9 protein-coding genes are annotated in these 15,401 nt (G+C 44.7%); 7 read left to right on the top strand and 2 right to left on the bottom strand.

The window, feature by feature from the left end; translation table 11 throughout:
* Positions 1-34: 34 nt before the first annotated feature.
* Both KCTCHS21_RS23685 and KCTCHS21_RS31265 read left to right on the top strand, forming a co-directional pair.
* Entirely contained in the window at positions 35-3,214 is a 3,180-nt protein-coding gene (locus tag KCTCHS21_RS23685; protein ID WP_130614014.1) for an alpha-mannosidase, read from the top strand.
* Between the two features lie 267 nt (positions 3,215-3,481).
* The gene (locus tag KCTCHS21_RS31265; RefSeq protein WP_162309363.1) at positions 3,482-3,655 is read left to right on the top strand and encodes a hypothetical protein; all 174 of its coding nucleotides are present in this window, start codon (positions 3,482-3,484) and stop codon (positions 3,653-3,655) included.
* A gap of 39 nt (positions 3,656-3,694) precedes the next feature.
* Here KCTCHS21_RS31265 and odhB read toward each other — a convergent pair whose 3' ends face one another.
* Both odhB and KCTCHS21_RS23675 read right to left on the bottom strand, forming a co-directional pair.
* Positions 3,695-4,942 carry a 2-oxoglutarate dehydrogenase complex dihydrolipoyllysine-residue succinyltransferase gene (odhB, locus tag KCTCHS21_RS23680; protein ID WP_130614011.1) on the bottom strand — a complete coding sequence of 416 codons (1,248 nt, stop codon included), beginning with the start codon at positions 4,940-4,942 and terminating at the stop codon, positions 3,695-3,697.
* 5 nt (positions 4,943-4,947) lie between these two features.
* The gene (locus KCTCHS21_RS23675) at positions 4,948-7,848 is read right to left on the bottom strand and encodes a 2-oxoglutarate dehydrogenase E1 component (RefSeq protein ID WP_130616674.1); all 2,901 of its coding nucleotides are present in this window, start codon (positions 7,846-7,848) and stop codon (positions 4,948-4,950) included.
* A 366-nt stretch (positions 7,849-8,214) separates the two neighbouring features.
* Here KCTCHS21_RS23675 and KCTCHS21_RS23670 point away from each other — a divergent pair, with 366 nt between their 5' ends.
* From KCTCHS21_RS23670 to KCTCHS21_RS23650, 5 genes are all read left to right on the top strand, one after another.
* The gene (locus tag KCTCHS21_RS23670; RefSeq protein WP_130614009.1) at positions 8,215-9,834 is read left to right on the top strand and encodes a response regulator; all 1,620 of its coding nucleotides are present in this window, start codon (positions 8,215-8,217) and stop codon (positions 9,832-9,834) included.
* A gap of 7 nt (positions 9,835-9,841) precedes the next feature.
* A complete protein-coding gene (locus KCTCHS21_RS23665; RefSeq protein ID WP_130614007.1) occupies positions 9,842-11,623 on the top strand; it encodes a cache domain-containing sensor histidine kinase in 1,782 nt (593 codons plus the stop codon).
* Entirely contained in the window at positions 11,623-12,606 is a 984-nt protein-coding gene (locus tag KCTCHS21_RS23660) for a substrate-binding domain-containing protein (protein WP_130614005.1), read from the top strand. The genes KCTCHS21_RS23665 and KCTCHS21_RS23660 overlap by 1 nt, the downstream gene beginning before the upstream one ends.
* 206 nt (positions 12,607-12,812) lie before the next feature.
* On the top strand, positions 12,813-14,321 hold the full coding sequence (locus KCTCHS21_RS23655) for a sugar ABC transporter ATP-binding protein (protein WP_130614003.1): 1,509 nt from the start codon (positions 12,813-12,815) through the stop codon (positions 14,319-14,321).
* A 24-nt stretch (positions 14,322-14,345) separates the two neighbouring features.
* A complete protein-coding gene (locus tag KCTCHS21_RS23650) occupies positions 14,346-15,341 on the top strand; it encodes an ABC transporter permease (protein WP_130614001.1) in 996 nt (331 codons plus the stop codon).
* The last annotated feature ends 60 nt before the right edge of the window (positions 15,342-15,401 follow it).

Genomic DNA, 15,401 nt, shown 5'->3' with positions numbered 1-15,401 from the left:
AAAAAATAAATGAAGTATAAAAGGGGATATTTCTGTGTTTAAGACACTCGAGAAAATCACTTCACGTATCCAAGAATTGGCGGAGTATCGCTATCGCGATTCCTTCCATATCCCATCATTTCTTATGCAGCCTGATCCCGAAGGTAAAGTAGGCGAGGCCCCTCCACAATCCGGTGAGTGGGAGAAAATTCCGGTGGGAAGTCGTTGGTCGGGATATGACGTCTATGTGTGGTTAAAGTCGGATGTTGAAATTCCGCTTTCCTGGGCAGGGCGGCGCATCGTTGGAAGATTTAACTTTGGGCGTTCTTTCGTCGCTAATATAGGTGGATTCGAATCTCTGCTCTATTTGAATGGTTCCCCGTATCAGGGTGTTGATACGAATCATGAAGAAGTATTTTTCCCGGAAACAGCGGCGGGGCAAACGATATCCTTATGCTTTCGGTTATGGTCTGGCTTAGAAAATCATGAACCTATACTACTTCAGGATTGGTCCGTATTGGGGCCCATTCGTAAGCAATTGCATACGATGCCTGAACGCCCCGTTTATCATGGAATCCAAGAGCATACGTTGAGTCGAGCGGAATTATGTTGTCTGGATGAGGCTACAGATGATCTGTACTATCTAGGTCGAGCGGCGACTGAAACGATTGAATTGCTCCCTCAGAATGATCCAACGCGACAATCCTTACTTGCTTCGCTTAATCGAGCGTTCGAGCGCATCGATTGGTCGCGTCCTGGCTCTCTGGGCTTCTACGAGTCAGTTGCTATAGCTCAAGGTATTCTGCAAGATGAGATCGATGCTATTCCTAAGAATAGCCCTGTAACAGTCACTTGTATCGGCCATACGCACATCGATGTTGCTTGGCTATGGCAATTAAAGCATACGCGGGAGAAGTCAGCTCGCTCTTTTTCTACCGTAATGCGTTTGATGGAACAGTTTCCGGAGTTTGCTTTTCTTCAGACGCAGCCCCAGCTCTACGATTATATTAAGTCTGATTACCCGGAGATCTATTCTCTTATTAAGGAGAGAGTAAAAGAAGGTCGTTGGGAAGTTGACGGAGGTATGTGGCTGGAGGCGGATTGCAACATCACTTCCGGGGAAGCTCTTGTTCGTCAATTACTATTAGGAACTCGATTCATTCAGGATGAATTTGGTGTTACATGCAAGTACTTGTGGCTGCCAGACGTATTCGGTTATAGCTGGGCGTTGCCTCAGATTTTGAAAAAGTCAGGCATCGACAGCTTCATGACTTGTAAAATTAACATGGCCAATCAATACAACGAGATGCCTCATCATACTTTCCAATGGCGTGGTATAGATGGATCGGAGGTATTGACCCATTTTCCAGGACATAACTACAACGGCGTTATCAACGCCAGCTCGATTCATGACCTATGGGATCGTTACAGAAACAAGGAGCTAAATCGCAACCTGCTATTCGCTTACGGTTATGGCGATGGTGGCGGAGGCGTCAATCGGGAAATGTTAGAGTTCCGCAGAAGACTCGATAAAATGCCGGGTATGCCTAATGTAGAAACGGGAAGAGTAGATGAATATTTTGATCGTCTTCAAGAAACGGTTCGAACAAGCGACCAATATGTGCATACATGGGAAGGCGAATTGTACTTCGAGAACCATCGCGGCACCTATACAAGCCAAGCTTTCGTGAAGCTAATGAATCGCCGTTGTGAGCTCGGGCTCCGTGAAGCGGAGTGGCAAAACGTCCTTTCATGTGCGGTGCAGAGAGATTGGTCGAACTATCCGGCAGGTACGCTCCATGAAGCTTGGAAAATTGTTCTGCGAAATCAGTTCCATGATATTCTACCTGGCTCATCCATCCAAGAAGTGTATGACGATTGCAGGGTGGAATACGCAGAAGCCGAGAACCTTATTCTTCAAGCTACAAATCAAGCGGAAGCCAATTTTCATTCTTCTAATGAAAGAAATGCTTTAGCTGTTTATAATGGGGCATCATGGACACGGAGTGATCTTGCTGCAGTACCATTAAGTGTGAACTCGCATTCCACAGGGACTTGGAAGGATGGACAAGGGCGCTTGCTTGAAGCGCAATGGACGGAGAGTGGTTGGCTGATTTATGCCGAGGCTATTCCTTCACTCGGATATTCGAAGATTCAATGGGAGGACACGCCTTCTGAGGCAGAAAGGTTGGTCCCATTTGCAAGCACTGAATCCGGAATTGTGACGCCATTCTATGAGTTGGAATGGAACGAGCAGGGGCAACTGATTCGAATATTTGACCGTTCTACAGAGCGCGAGGTTCTCCTCAAGGGAGCTCGGGGAAATGTTTTTCAAGTATTCGAGGACAAGCCATTGTATTCTGATGCTTGGGACATTGATATTTTCTATAAGGAGAAAATGCGGGAAATATCCGAATTGCGTAAAGTGAGTGTCATTGAGCTCGGAGCTTTAAGAGCGGTGGTTAGGTTTGAGTGGGGCTATATGGATTCCACGATTGAACAAGATTTAATCATATACGCGCACTCTCGCCGGATTGATTTTGCTACTCGTGTAGATTGGCAAGAGACGCAGCAATTACTCAAGTCTGCCTTTGCGGTCGACATTAAGTCGACGGAAGCGACTTATGACATTCAGTTCGGCAATGTTAAACGCCCGACGCATTGGAATACGAGTTGGGATTATGCACGCTTTGAAACGGTCGGACATCAATGGGCGGATCTATCGGAGCAGGGCTATGGCGTTAGCTTGCTTAATGATTGCAAATACGGCTACGACATTAAGGGGAATCTCATGAGGCTGTCGCTTCTGAAATCGGGGCTATATCCAGATAGCTCTGCGGACAAAGGAAAACATGAGTTCACCTATTCTCTCTATCCTCATGAGCACTCTTGGTATGAAGGTGCTACTGTCCAAGAAGCTTGGTGCCTCAATAATCCGATTAGTGTTCGGAAGGACAGTCCTATTCAGGTTGAAGCGTCTTTATTTCAATTATCTGCGGATAACCTTCTCATTGATGCCGTTAAGAAAGCGGAGGATAGCGAAGCTATCATTGTCCGTTATCATGAATTTGCAGGTGCCCGTGGTCATATAGAGCTCACGAGTGGATTGAAAATTGCAAGCTGGCAGGAATGCGATCTGTTAGAGCGTCCTATTGGGGAAATCACTCTCGGTGCTACCGTTCGGGCCATGGTCATGCCTTATGAAATAAAGACTTATCGAATTGAGCTTGAATAATTAACTTATAATTGATCCAAAACAAGAGTGGCTGTCCCGTAAGATAACTTATAGGGCAGCCTCTCGCTATGTCTATCGATTATAGTTTTTGCGGGGAAGTATCTCCTTCCGGTTGTTGGTTGAGATCGTGAAATCTGAATGGGTAAAAGATAACAAGGAGATTTCACGATCTCAAAGACAAACGCTTCGCTCCTACAGGAGATACTTCCCCTCTTTTCTTATCGATTACTGAAAGTACAAATACAAAGAAACCTCTCTTTAGTCAAAATGGAATTGGCGAGCAACCATTTAAGAGATGAGGTTTCTTTTTACATTCAATATACCTTGGACCAACTTTATCTGCCAATGGATTATGGTTGGCTTGCGCTTGAGCATAATCTGCTTAAGCAAGCAACAGTTGGATCAAAAACAAAAGGTGTTGGCGCAGGAGTAACCTCCTGAACCAACACCTTTCGTTTGAACGTCAAAGCAACTATTCTATTAGCCTTCGAGCAGCAATGTTTCCGGATCTTCGAGCATATCCTTGATTTTGACAAGGAATTGTACAGCCTCTGCACCATCAACAATTCTGTGATCATAGGACAATGCAATGTACATCATTGGGCGGTTCTCCATGCGTGTCGCGTCGATAGCGATCGGACGAAGCTGGATCTTGTGCATACCTAGAATTCCGACTTGAGGTGCATTCAAGATAGGCGTGGATAGCAAGGAGCCGAATACACCGCCATTAGTAATCGTGAATGTTCCGCCTTGAAGCTCGGACAATTCTAACGTGTTATTACGAGCTTTGCCAGCCAATTGACCGATAGTACGCTCAATTTCAGCAAATCCGAGACGGTCTGCCTCGCGCAAGACAGGAACAACTAATCCTTCTTTAGCGGAGACGGCAATACCGATATCGTAATATTTCTTAACGATGATGTCCTCACCGTTAATTTCTGCATTCAGATGAGGGAATGCCTTCAATGCGCCAACGACAGCTTTCGTGAAGAAGGACATAAAGCCTAATCCAACTTCATGCTTCTCTTTGAAGGAATCTTTACGACGTTTACGAATTTCGAGAATAGCTGACATATCAACTTCATTGAAAGTCGTGAGCATCGCAGCAGTTTGTTGCGCTTCAACTAGGCGTTTCGCAATCGTTAAGCGACGGCGAGACATACGCTTGCGCTCTTCCGGCTTGTTCGAGTTTGTAGTCGGTTTGTCCGCCGCAGCCGCTTTAGGTGCAGCTTGTTGCGCAGGCACGCTTGCAGCAGCACCTGCAGATGCAACATCGCTAGAATGAACACGTCCAATTGGGTCGCGCGTTGTAAGTGTGCTGAGATCGATTCCCTTCTCACGAGCAAGCTTTCTAGCAGCAGGAGTAGCAAGAGTAGAGCTGTTATCCACGCTGACGGCAGGAGCAGCAGCTTTTACAGGAGCTGGAGTGCTTTCCTGTGGAGCTGGAGCCGCAGCTACTGCTGCTGGAGCCGTAGGAGCTGCAACTGCTTGACCAGCCGCACCAATTTTACCAACAGATTCTCCGATTTTAACAGTATCCCCTTCATTCATGAGAATAGCTGCAATAACACCATCCTGATCGGCGCTAATTTCCAAGTTTACTTTGTCTGTTTCCAGCTCTAGCAAGAGGTCGCCTTGTTGAACGGAATCTCCTACTTTGACGATCCACTTGGAAATCGTTCCTTCCGTAATGGATTCACCCATTGCTGGTACTATTATGTCATGCATTGCTGTTACCTCCCGGTTTTAATAGCCGTTTTCTTTTTCTGAACTAATGCTTGATTAATAATAAATTGTTGCTCGAAAACATGGATCTGCTGGTATCCGCTCGCCGGGCTTGAGCGCTTCGGACGACCGTTGTAGCTAACTGTAACCGATTTTGATCCAATAAGATCGCGGATGCGTGGCTCTATATAGCTCCAAGCGCCCATATTTTTAGGCTCCTCTTGAACCCATACCACTTCGGTAAGGTTCGGGAAACGGTCAATAATTGCTTGAATTTCTTGACGTGGGAACGGATAGAGCTGTTCAACACGGACGATATGCAACCAATCCCGGTTAACATCGGCTGATTTATCGAGCTCTTCTGCCAGATCAACAGAAACTTTACCCGTACATAGGACGAGTCGTTCGATACGAGCAGGGTGCTCTCCAAGTCCGGATTGTTCCACAACCGTCTGGAATGTGCCTTCGCTAAGCAGAGACGCGGAGGACGCAACATAAGGATTACGAATCATACTCTTAGGCGCCATAACAATAAGCGGACGAGCAGCGTCTGTATTGATCTCAGCTGCTTGACGGCGGAGTAAGTGGAAATATTGCGCCGCACTCGATAAGTAAGCGACAGTCCAGTTTCCTTCACCTGATAATTGCAGGAAGCGTTCCATTCTAGCACTGGAATGCTCCGGTCCTTGACCTTCATAGCCGTGTGGAAGCAGCATAACCAAACCAGAGCGCTGTGTCCATTTTGATTGACCTGCAGATATGAATTGATCAATTAGAACCTGAGCGGCATTCACGAAGTCTCCGTATTGAGCTTCCCAAATAACCATTGTTTCCGGTGCATATACATTGTAGCCATATTCCAAGCCAAGAACACCAGCTTCTGATAGCGGGCTATTATGGATGGCGAAGGAAGCCTTTGCTTCTGGCAGGCTGTGAAGCGGGCAGAAGGTATCGCCAGTTACGGAATCATGGAGTACAAGGTTCCGATGAGCGAAGGTTGCACGCTCGACGTCTTGACCGCTTAATCTAAGTGGTCTTCCGTCTGCAAGGATGGAAGCAAACGCAAGCGTTTCAGCATGTCCCCAATCAACCTTCTCACCCTCATTCAATGCGTCCGACCGGCGCTCAAGAATGCGTTGAAGCTTCCCATAAACGCTGAAGGATTTTGGCCAGCTAAGCAGCCCTTTATTGATATCGCGAAGCTTATCGATTGAGACAGCAGTAACCGACTTAGAAGCTTCAAGATTGTAAGGCTTAGGCTGCGTTTGTTGAATAGGATTTTTGTGATCCTGTCCTTTGACCTCATCATAAGCCGTCTTCAGCTTATTCTGTACGTCGCGCTTAATCTGTTCTGCACCTTCGGCAGACAGGAAGCCTTCACGAACCAATTTGTCCGCATAAAGCTGACTAACAGTCTTATGAGACTTAACCTTCTTATAAATAAGAGGCTGAGTCGTTTCTGGATCATCAGTTTCATTATGACCATATCGACGATACCCAATAAGGTCGACTAAGAAATCCTTCTTGAATAGCGTACGATACTCACTAGCCATCCGAGCAGCAGCCAAGCAGGCTTCTGGATCGTCAGCATTAACGTGAACAATCGGGATTTCGAAGCCTTTAGCTAAGTCGCTGGCATAATGAGTTGAACGGGAATCATGGCTTTCCGTTGTAAAGCCGATTCGGTTGTTAGCGATAATATGAATGGTTCCACCGCTAGTGTAGCCCTTTAGATTGTTGAAGTTGAGCGTTTCGGCAACAATACCTTCTCCTGAGAAGGCTGCATCTCCGTGTATGATGATGGAAGCAGCTAGATCCAAATTCTGAACCGGATATCCTGGCTTGCTTCTATCTTCCTGTGCTGCACGTGCAAAGCCGCCAACGACAGGGTTTACATATTCAAGATGGCTTGGGTTATTAGCAAGTGTGATCCGAGTTTCAGCCGTTTCGCCAGAGTGGATGGAACGATTAGCACCTAAATGGTATTTAACGTCGCCAGTCCAACCGTAGTTAATGCTGAGAGAGCCTTCAGACGGTAGAATTTTTTTGTTAGCGGAGTTTTGGAACTCCGAGAAAATGTTGCCGTAAGGCTTGCCCAGAACGTGGGCGAGCACATTCAAGCGTCCGCGGTGAGCCATACCCATGACAATATGACGAGCGCCGTCATTTGTGAGCTCATGCACGATTTCATCTGTAAGTGGAATAAGCGCTTCTACACCTTCTGCGGAAAAACGCTTCTGACCTACAAATGTACGCTGCAGAAAATCCTCGAACTGTTCAGCCTCGAGTAATTTTCTAAGTAATGTTTCTTTTTCTGAGTTAAGGAGCTTTGTAGAAGGAATGACGACTTCTGCTCGGTCATTCAGCCATTTGCGTTCGTGCTCGTCGTGAACGTGTCCGAATTCGAAAGCAATCGATCCGGTATACACTTCGCGGAGCTTCTGAACGGCTTCCAAAGCAGTTTTCATCGGATAAGGTGCATCTTCCCATACGCATTCAGGAGGAAGCTTCAACAAATCGTCTTCTGTCAGTCCGTATGTGCTTGGCTCAATCATCTTCGAGCTAGCTTTAATGCTGAGATCAAGTGGATCAATATCGGCCGCAAGATGACCGAATGAACGTATATTCCAAGCTAATTGACCAGCTGCAATCGCTTTCTTAAGTAGAACTGTATCCACGGATGTCGACCCATTGCGAGCTGACGAAGGCTCCGTTGAAGCAGTTTGAGGTCTCGTTACCGGCGAATCGCCGCGGGGAGGAGCACCATACTGAGCAAATAGCTCTCGATATTGCGGACTAACAGCTTCCGCATTTTGTAAGTAAATGTCGTATTGTTCTTGGATGTAGCCTAGATTGGGCCCGAAAAATTGTTGCCACTGTCCTTGCATCAATTCATTATTATCTGACATTGTGCATCCCTCTGCATTCATGTTAGTCATACTCGGGCACAATTCCTATGAAGCCAGAAGCACCCTTCTTTATTCTAATGTATTTCTTTGTTCAAAAATAGTGATGATTTAGCATCGGAATGATCTATTTAATAGATCATTGTGGATAGTCCCCATATAAGATTAGATTGCTCTATTAAAGCCCAAATGACTCTTAAGGAATGAAATTGATTTTCCAAGTCAATAGCATAAAATTTTCGACTATTTCAGTTCATTTTCTCATTTCATTATTATGTTCTATTCTTTACGATTAAATAATGGATTAACATCCAATTATTATATATGATCTTCATATAGGTAGCATAGGAACGACAAGAGGGGGATTCCATGTACAAGCTGCTGATCGTGGATGATGAAGCATTAGTTAGGGAAGCGATCAAGGAACAGATGGATTGGGAGCAGCTAGGATTTATATGTATAGGGGATTGTGAGGATGGTGTGGAAGCTCTTGCATTTATTAAGCGTGAGAGACCTGATGTCGTCCTAACTGATATTGGAATGCCGTTCATGAATGGTATCGAGCTAACACGTGAGTTGGCGGAAAATGATCCGACTGTGAAGGTCATTATTCTAACGGGGTACGATGATTTCGAGTTTGCACAGCAGGCTTTGAAATTGCAAGCCACAGACTATATTTTGAAACCGATTACAGCGGCTGAGCTTGAGACGGTCATTCGTAGAGTGGGGTCAGAGCTAGATGCCGAAAGAAGGCAGAGCCAAGATCTTGAGCTGCTGAAGCGTCAACTGATGGAAAGTCTGCCGCAGCTGAAAGAGCGCTTTTTGGAGCGTCTTGTATCTGTACCGATGCCCCTTAAGCAACTGCAGGAGAGACTCAGTTATTTTCAAATTCAATGGAACGGCCCTTCATTAATCGAGCTAGCTATAGATGTGGACGAATTTGAGCTAAGCTTGCCATCGACTTTATTCGACCAGGACCTTATTCGATTTGCCGTATACAATATTGCGCAAGAAATTACAGCTAAATACTCAGGGACGGTTATATTCAGGGATCGGGAAAATCGTGTGCTCGTCCTACTATCAGGTGAGGATAGCGATCAAATTCAGGAATTAGCTATGCTTGTTGCAGAGGAAATTCATAGTGCGGTTAATTCTTTTTTACCCATAAAAATTTCAATAGGCATCGGCCATACATCCAAATGGGAGGACAATATTTTACTTGTTCATCGCTCTGCTTTATCAGCGTTGGATTATCGATTCGTAATCGGTACGAATGAAATCATTCGGATCTCGGATATGGAGCAGCGCCAGCGTCCTGAAATTTTATCCGTTGTTACATGGGAAAGCGAGCTCATTACAAAGCTGAAGACCGGAACGCAGCAAGAAATGGATGAATGGATCATGAGGCTGTTTGCTGCCTTTCGTGATCATATATTTCCCATTGATATTTGCTACATTTACCTCCAGAGAATTGTATTAACGATGATTCATACTCTTTACGAAATAAACAGTAATAGCTCTCATGTTTTCGGTGAGGCAAAAACTCTTATTTCAGATATTAATCGCTTCTCCAATCTGGATGAAACTGAAGCTTGGATGAAGGAGCTATGCGGAAAAGCTGTATCCGTTATTCAAGGCATGCGCGAGGATCAAAGTGTTCGTCAAATAGCTATGGCCATGGATTATGTGAGACAGCATTATATGGATCCGGAATTATCCTTAAAGTCTGTTTGTAAGCATGTAGCGATGAGTTCAAGCTATTTCAGCAGCATTTTTAAGCAGCATAACGGACGATCGTTCGTTGAATTTGTAACGGATGAACGAATGGAGAAGGCTCGGGAGTTTTTGTATTTAACTTCAATGAAGAGCTATGAGATCGCCTATGCAGTTGGGTACAGTGACCCGCATTATTTCAGTGGAGCGTTCAAGAAGCATACGGGGGATACACCGACAGAATTCCGCAATAAAATGAATATAAAGAAAGTGTGATGACGGGATGAGTATCTTTTCGCGATTACGCAGCATTCAGACGAATATGGTGCTATCCTCAGTGTTGCTGATTCTAATGACAATCATGATTGTGAGTGTCATTTCCTACTATTTGACGAAAGATGCGGTGCAATCGAAAGCCCAGGAATATACGACAGAGCTCGTGAAGCAGATCAACAATAATATTAAATCTTATGTAAACGGAATGAACTACATGTCTGATCTTGTCGCAGGCAACCCGTTTGTGCAGGATTATTTATCTAAAGAAACATTCGCCAGCTTAAAGCAAGAGAAGGAGTCGAAGGAATCGATTTCTACCTTGCTGGAGTCTATGCTCGTTTCTCGAACGGACATCACCTCGGTTAACGTATTTGGTTATAATGGACAGTTTGTCTCCGGACGGAAAGAGCTGGAGCTCAATCCTTACATCGATCTAACTAGCTTGAATTGGTATCGCAATGCGCAGGAAGCGCATGGACAAAGTGTAATTTCTCCATCTCACATACAGCCTGTTTTCAAGGATCGTTACCCTTGGGTAGTGTCGTTAAGCCGCGAGCTGAGCAGTCGAGACGGAAGTAAGAAGCTTGGCGTATTTCTTGTTGATCTTAATTTTAGCGTGATGAATGATATGTTCAAGGATGTCCGTCTCGGCCAGAGAGGTTATTTATTTATAGTCGATTCCAGTGGCAAAATTGTGTATCATCCGCAGCAGCAATTGATTTATAGCAAGCTGAAGTACGAGATGATCGACCGGGTACTGGAAATCAAGAACGGTACATTCACGAGCAATGAAGGCAGCAACAGTCGGATGTATACGGTGCAGGAATCCGATTTCGGTTGGAAAATTGTTGGCGTCTCCTATGTGAATGAGCTTGTTAGCAATCAGAACGAAATGAGATTGTCCTATGTTGGGTTAGGGTTCATCTGTATTGTTATTGCAATTATCATCTCGTTCTTCCTGTCGCAGAGAGTGAGCCAGCCCATTAAACAATTGCAAAGCTATATGAAAGAAGTGGAAAAGGGTAACTTTGATATTCATGTGCCGGTTCCGAAGACGACTGAAGTCGGCAGACTTGCTCGTGCCTTTAATATTATGGTAGGAAAAATTAAAGAATTGATGAATCAAGTCGTATCGGACCAAGAGCAGAAGCGGAAGAGTGAGATGAACGCGCTACAGGCGCAAATTAATCCGCATTTTCTTTATAACACTTTAGATTCGATCGTTTGGATGGCGGAGAGCAACAAGTCTAAGGAGGTTGTTTTGATGACTTCAGCGCTTGCTAAATTGTTCCGAGCCTCCATCAGTAAGGGGGAAGAGCTAGTATCGATTAGAACTGAAATCGAGCATATTACGAATTATCTTATGATTCAAAAAATGCGTTACAAAAACAAATTGGATTATCAAATTGAAATCAGTGATTCAGTATGGGATTACAAGACGATAAAAGTTATTTTACAGCCCATAGTTGAGAATGCAATTTACCATGGCATCAAGATGAAGCACGGTCCGGGCTTAATTAGAATTGCATCTGAAGAAACGGAAACGGATATTCATTTATTTATTGAAGACAATGGTAACGGGATGGACGAAGAAAAGCTACGAACACTTCTTTTGCCAATTTCAAGATCAGAGGCGGGACGAGGGGTAGGCGTACAAAATGTTCATGAGCGACTCAAACTATATTTTGGCCCCCAATACGGATTAACTTATAAAAGCACATTGGGTGTAGGGACGACAGTGTATATTCGTTTTCCGAAATCGCTGCAGTCATCGGAGGGTGAAAAATAATGCCTTGGAGACACAAGTGGTTTATTGGAGCGATTATCGTTCTTCTTGTCGTTGTTGCTGGATTAGTTTATTGGTCAGAAGGATTTTCAAACAAAAAGCCGCTGAACGTTACCGTTATTATTAAATCCCATGATGCATCTATTGAATTTTGGCAGGTACTCGTTGATGGTGTTCATGAGGCGGCTCAGGAGTTTGACACGAAGGTTGAGGTTTGGGGAGCTAGGGATGAAACGGATGTTGAAGGTCAGATTGCTCTAGTTGAGAAAGCAATCGTTAATCGGCCTGATGCAATTGTGCTTGCAGCTACTGACTTTGATCGGTTAATTCCCATTTGCAATAAAGTGGTAGCCAAAGGAATCAAGCTCATTATTTTAGATTCCGGAATTAACTCCAACATTGCTCAAAGCATAGTCTCGACCGACAATTTCAAAGCTGGGCAGGAGGCGGGTCAAGCTATGCTGCAGGAAATTAAGGGCCCAGCGAAAATAGGCATTCTCAGTTATGTTAAAAATGCTGCTTCTCATATTGATAGAGAAAAGGGCGCGCGAGACGTATTGAGCGGTCTTCCCTATATTGAGATGCTGGATACTTACTTTGTAGAGGGGTCAGAGCAGAAGGCTTACTTAAAAGCGAAGGAGATTTTGCAGTCCAATACGGAAGTGCTTGGGATCATTGGCCTTAACGAGCCGACATCCGTAGGTGCGGGTAGAGCCATTCGAGAGCTGGGAATGAAAGACAAGGTAAAGCTAATCGGCTTTGATAGCTCGGTTAATGAAATTAAATTGCTGGATGAAGGCGTTATGAAGGCAACGGTTATTCAGAGGCCATTTCAGATGGGATATTTAAGCGTTAAGACGGCTGTGGAGGCTGTCAGAGGAAAAAAGATTCAGAAGCAGATAGATACGGGTTCATTGGTTATCACTAAGGAAAACATGTACGAAGAGGAAAATCAGAAGCTTCTATTTCCATTCGTCGGAAAGTGATGCAGCTATAGTATTTTCTTAAAACCGAAACGGGCATTTTGCCTGCTTCGGTTTTTTGTTTTGGACTAGGTTGGAAAAAAGACTATTTTATGTAACTCCCAAAATTATTCGACTTTAACAGGAAGAAATCACATTTAAGTGATGGAGTAGAGCGTGTAAAGTTAACATCAACAACAAGAACAAGGAGCTGGGGGAGGGGTGAAGCAATGAGTGAAATTGTCGTAAAAATGGATGGAATCGAAAAGCATTTTGCTGGTGTTCATGCCTTAAAGCAGTGTGAGTTTGAATTGCGATCTGGTGAGGTGCATGCGTTAGTCGGGGAGAACGGTGCCGGCAAATCGACCATGATGAAGGTGCTTACGGGCGTCTATCAGAAGGATGAGGGACGCATTCTCTATAAAGGGAAGGAAGTTAACATTCCCGATACGCGTACGGCGCAGAAATTAGGGATTAGCATGATTCATCAAGAGCTGAATCTTGCTCCTGATCTTACAGTCGCTCAGAACATTTTCATGGGCAAAGAACCTCGCAGAGCCATTCGATTGTTTCTCAATGACAAAGAAATGAATCGGCAAACCGCAATTCTATTAAAACAATTGAATTTGGATATTGAACCAACGGTTCTCGTTTCGGAGCTAACGGTGGCCAAGCAGCAAATGGTTGAAATTATAAAAGCTATTTCCTATGACTCACAGGTCATGATCATGGATGAGCCGACGGCAGCGCTGAGTGATGCTGAGATCGAAGAGCTGTTCAAGATGATTCATAAGCTACGAGCGAAGGGAGTTGCTATCGTATACATTTCCCACCGAATGGCTGAACTGAAGCGAATTTCTGATCGCATTACGGTTATGCGTGATGGCAGCTATATTGATACAGTTGCAACGCCTGAGGTTAGCATCGATCGAATAATTGCAATGATGGTCGGAAGGGAAATCTATCAGCCTGCTAAGCCTTCCCGTCAGGAAGGGAATGATAGTGAGCAGGTGCTTGAGGTACGTAATATTAGTAGGGGCAACGTGCTCCGAGATGTTAGCTTCACGCTCCATAAAGGAGAAATTCTCGGTGTGGCAGGCTTAGTTGGTGCAGGTAGAACGGAAGCGGCTCGGGCCATCTTTGGAGCTGATCCAATTGATTCCGGAGAGATATACATTCACGGCAAGAAAACTAGAATTACGGGACCTCATCAAGCCGTCCAGCATGGCGTTGGATATTTATCTGAGGATAGAAAGCACTTTGGTTGTTTACTCGAAATGGACGTCAGAACAAATGTTACCTTGGCAACGTTAAGCCGATTCACGAAAGGTGGCGCCTGGATGCATGACAATCGTATGTCGCATGTGTCCAAAAAGGTAGTCGAGGATCTAAAGGTTAAGACGCCAAGTATTGAGCAGAAGCTAAAAAATCTGTCCGGTGGCAATCAACAGAAGGTCATTATCGGCAAATGGTTGACACGGGATTGTGACATTCTCATTTTCGATGAGCCGACTCGTGGAATTGATGTCGGAGCGAAGAGCGAAATATATAAGCTGCTTGAAAGTCTGGCTGCATCAGGAAAATCAATTATTATGATCAGCTCGGAGCTACCTGAGATTTTACGGCTTAGTCATCGGATTATCGTAATGTGTGAAGGCAGAATTACAGGTGAGCTCATCAATGATGAAAGCGCTACCCAGGAGCAGATTATGACTTATGCAACGAACCGGATCAGCTAAGACGGTTTATAAGGAGTGGACCCAATGAAGGTAGAAACAGAGAAGTTGCCGACACAGCGTTTTAAGTTTAATGCAGGGCTACAGCAGTTTTTAGCTTTTGGAAGCTTGATCTTTCTCGTTATCTTTTTCTCAATAGCTTCAAGTAATTTCTTTCACTTTTCTAATATTGTTGGGATATTGCTCTCGACTGCAGTTATTGGGGTACTGGCGCTAGGTGCAACGTTCGTTATCGTTACCGGAGGTATTGATCTGTCGGTGGGAACGGTAATGACATTAAGCGCTGTAATGACGGGTGTATTCATTACAATGTGGGGACTTCCGGTTTGGGTTGGAGTTATCGGCGGTTTAATGACAGGGGCGGTATGCGGACTCATATCAGGGTTCACTATTTCAAAATTAGGAATCCCGCCGTTCATTGCCACGTTAGCGATGATGATGATTGCCAAAGGTCTTGCCCTCATTATCTCTGGCACGAAGCCGGTTTATTTTACCCAGAGTGAAGTGTTTATGAAAATTTCATTAGGCTCAGTATTAAATGATCTCATTCCCGGCTTTGATATTCCGAACGCCGTCGTTATTTTCTTCATAGCAGCTATTATCGGCAGCGTCTTATTGTCTCGGACAATTGTCGGCCGTTACAACTTTGCAATAGGTAGCAACGAAGAAGCAACCCGCCTTTCGGGGGTTAACGTTGGAAGATGGAAGATCCTCATTTACATGATTGCTGGCTTGTTCACAGGTCTTGCCGGAATTCTGATGGCATCTCGCCTTAACTCAGCCCAGCCCTCACTTGGTATGGGATATGAGCTGGAAGCTATAGCTGCTGTCGTTATTGGTGGCACCTCGCTAAGCGGTGGGAAAGGCACGATTGTTGGTACGGTTATCGGTGCGCTAATTATGAGCGTGCTAACGAATGGACTTCGCATTTTGTCGGTGCCGCAGGAGTGGCAGACGGTAGTAGTCGGCTTTGTTATTCTTCTGGCCGTATATGCTGACATTTTACGACGTCGTAAGGCTTAACTACGGTATGGTCTCCATTTGGAGATGATATAGATTTGCAATAATTATTTAATACAAAGG

The organism is Cohnella abietis (assembly GCF_004295585.1).
GTDB classification, from domain to species: Bacteria; Bacillota; Bacilli; order Paenibacillales; family Paenibacillaceae; genus Cohnella; species Cohnella abietis.
This window is presented reverse-complemented; position numbering and strand designations above follow the sequence as displayed.

Bases quoted from the DNA above. Each gene is read 5' to 3' on its own strand.
- KCTCHS21_RS23650 (WP_130614001.1), top strand. From the start codon at position 14,346: ATGAAGGTAGAAACAGAGAAGTTGCCGACACAGCGTTTTAAGTTTAAT.
- KCTCHS21_RS23655 (WP_130614003.1), top strand. From the start codon at position 12,813: ATGAGTGAAATTGTCGTAAAAATGGATGGAATCGAAAAGCATTTTGCT.
- KCTCHS21_RS23660 (WP_130614005.1), top strand. From the start codon at position 11,623: ATGCCTTGGAGACACAAGTGGTTTATTGGAGCGATTATCGTTCTTCTT.
- KCTCHS21_RS23670 (WP_130614009.1), top strand. From the start codon at position 8,215: ATGTACAAGCTGCTGATCGTGGATGATGAAGCATTAGTTAGGGAAGCG.
- odhB (WP_130614011.1), bottom strand. From the start codon at position 4,942: ATGCATGACATAATAGTACCAGCAATGGGTGAATCCATTACGGAAGGA.
- KCTCHS21_RS23675 (WP_130616674.1), bottom strand. From the start codon at position 7,848: ATGTCAGATAATAATGAATTGATGCAAGGACAGTGGCAACAATTTTTC.
- KCTCHS21_RS31265 (WP_162309363.1), top strand. From the start codon at position 3,482: ATGGAATTGGCGAGCAACCATTTAAGAGATGAGGTTTCTTTTTACATT.
- KCTCHS21_RS23665 (WP_130614007.1), top strand. From the start codon at position 9,842: ATGAGTATCTTTTCGCGATTACGCAGCATTCAGACGAATATGGTGCTA.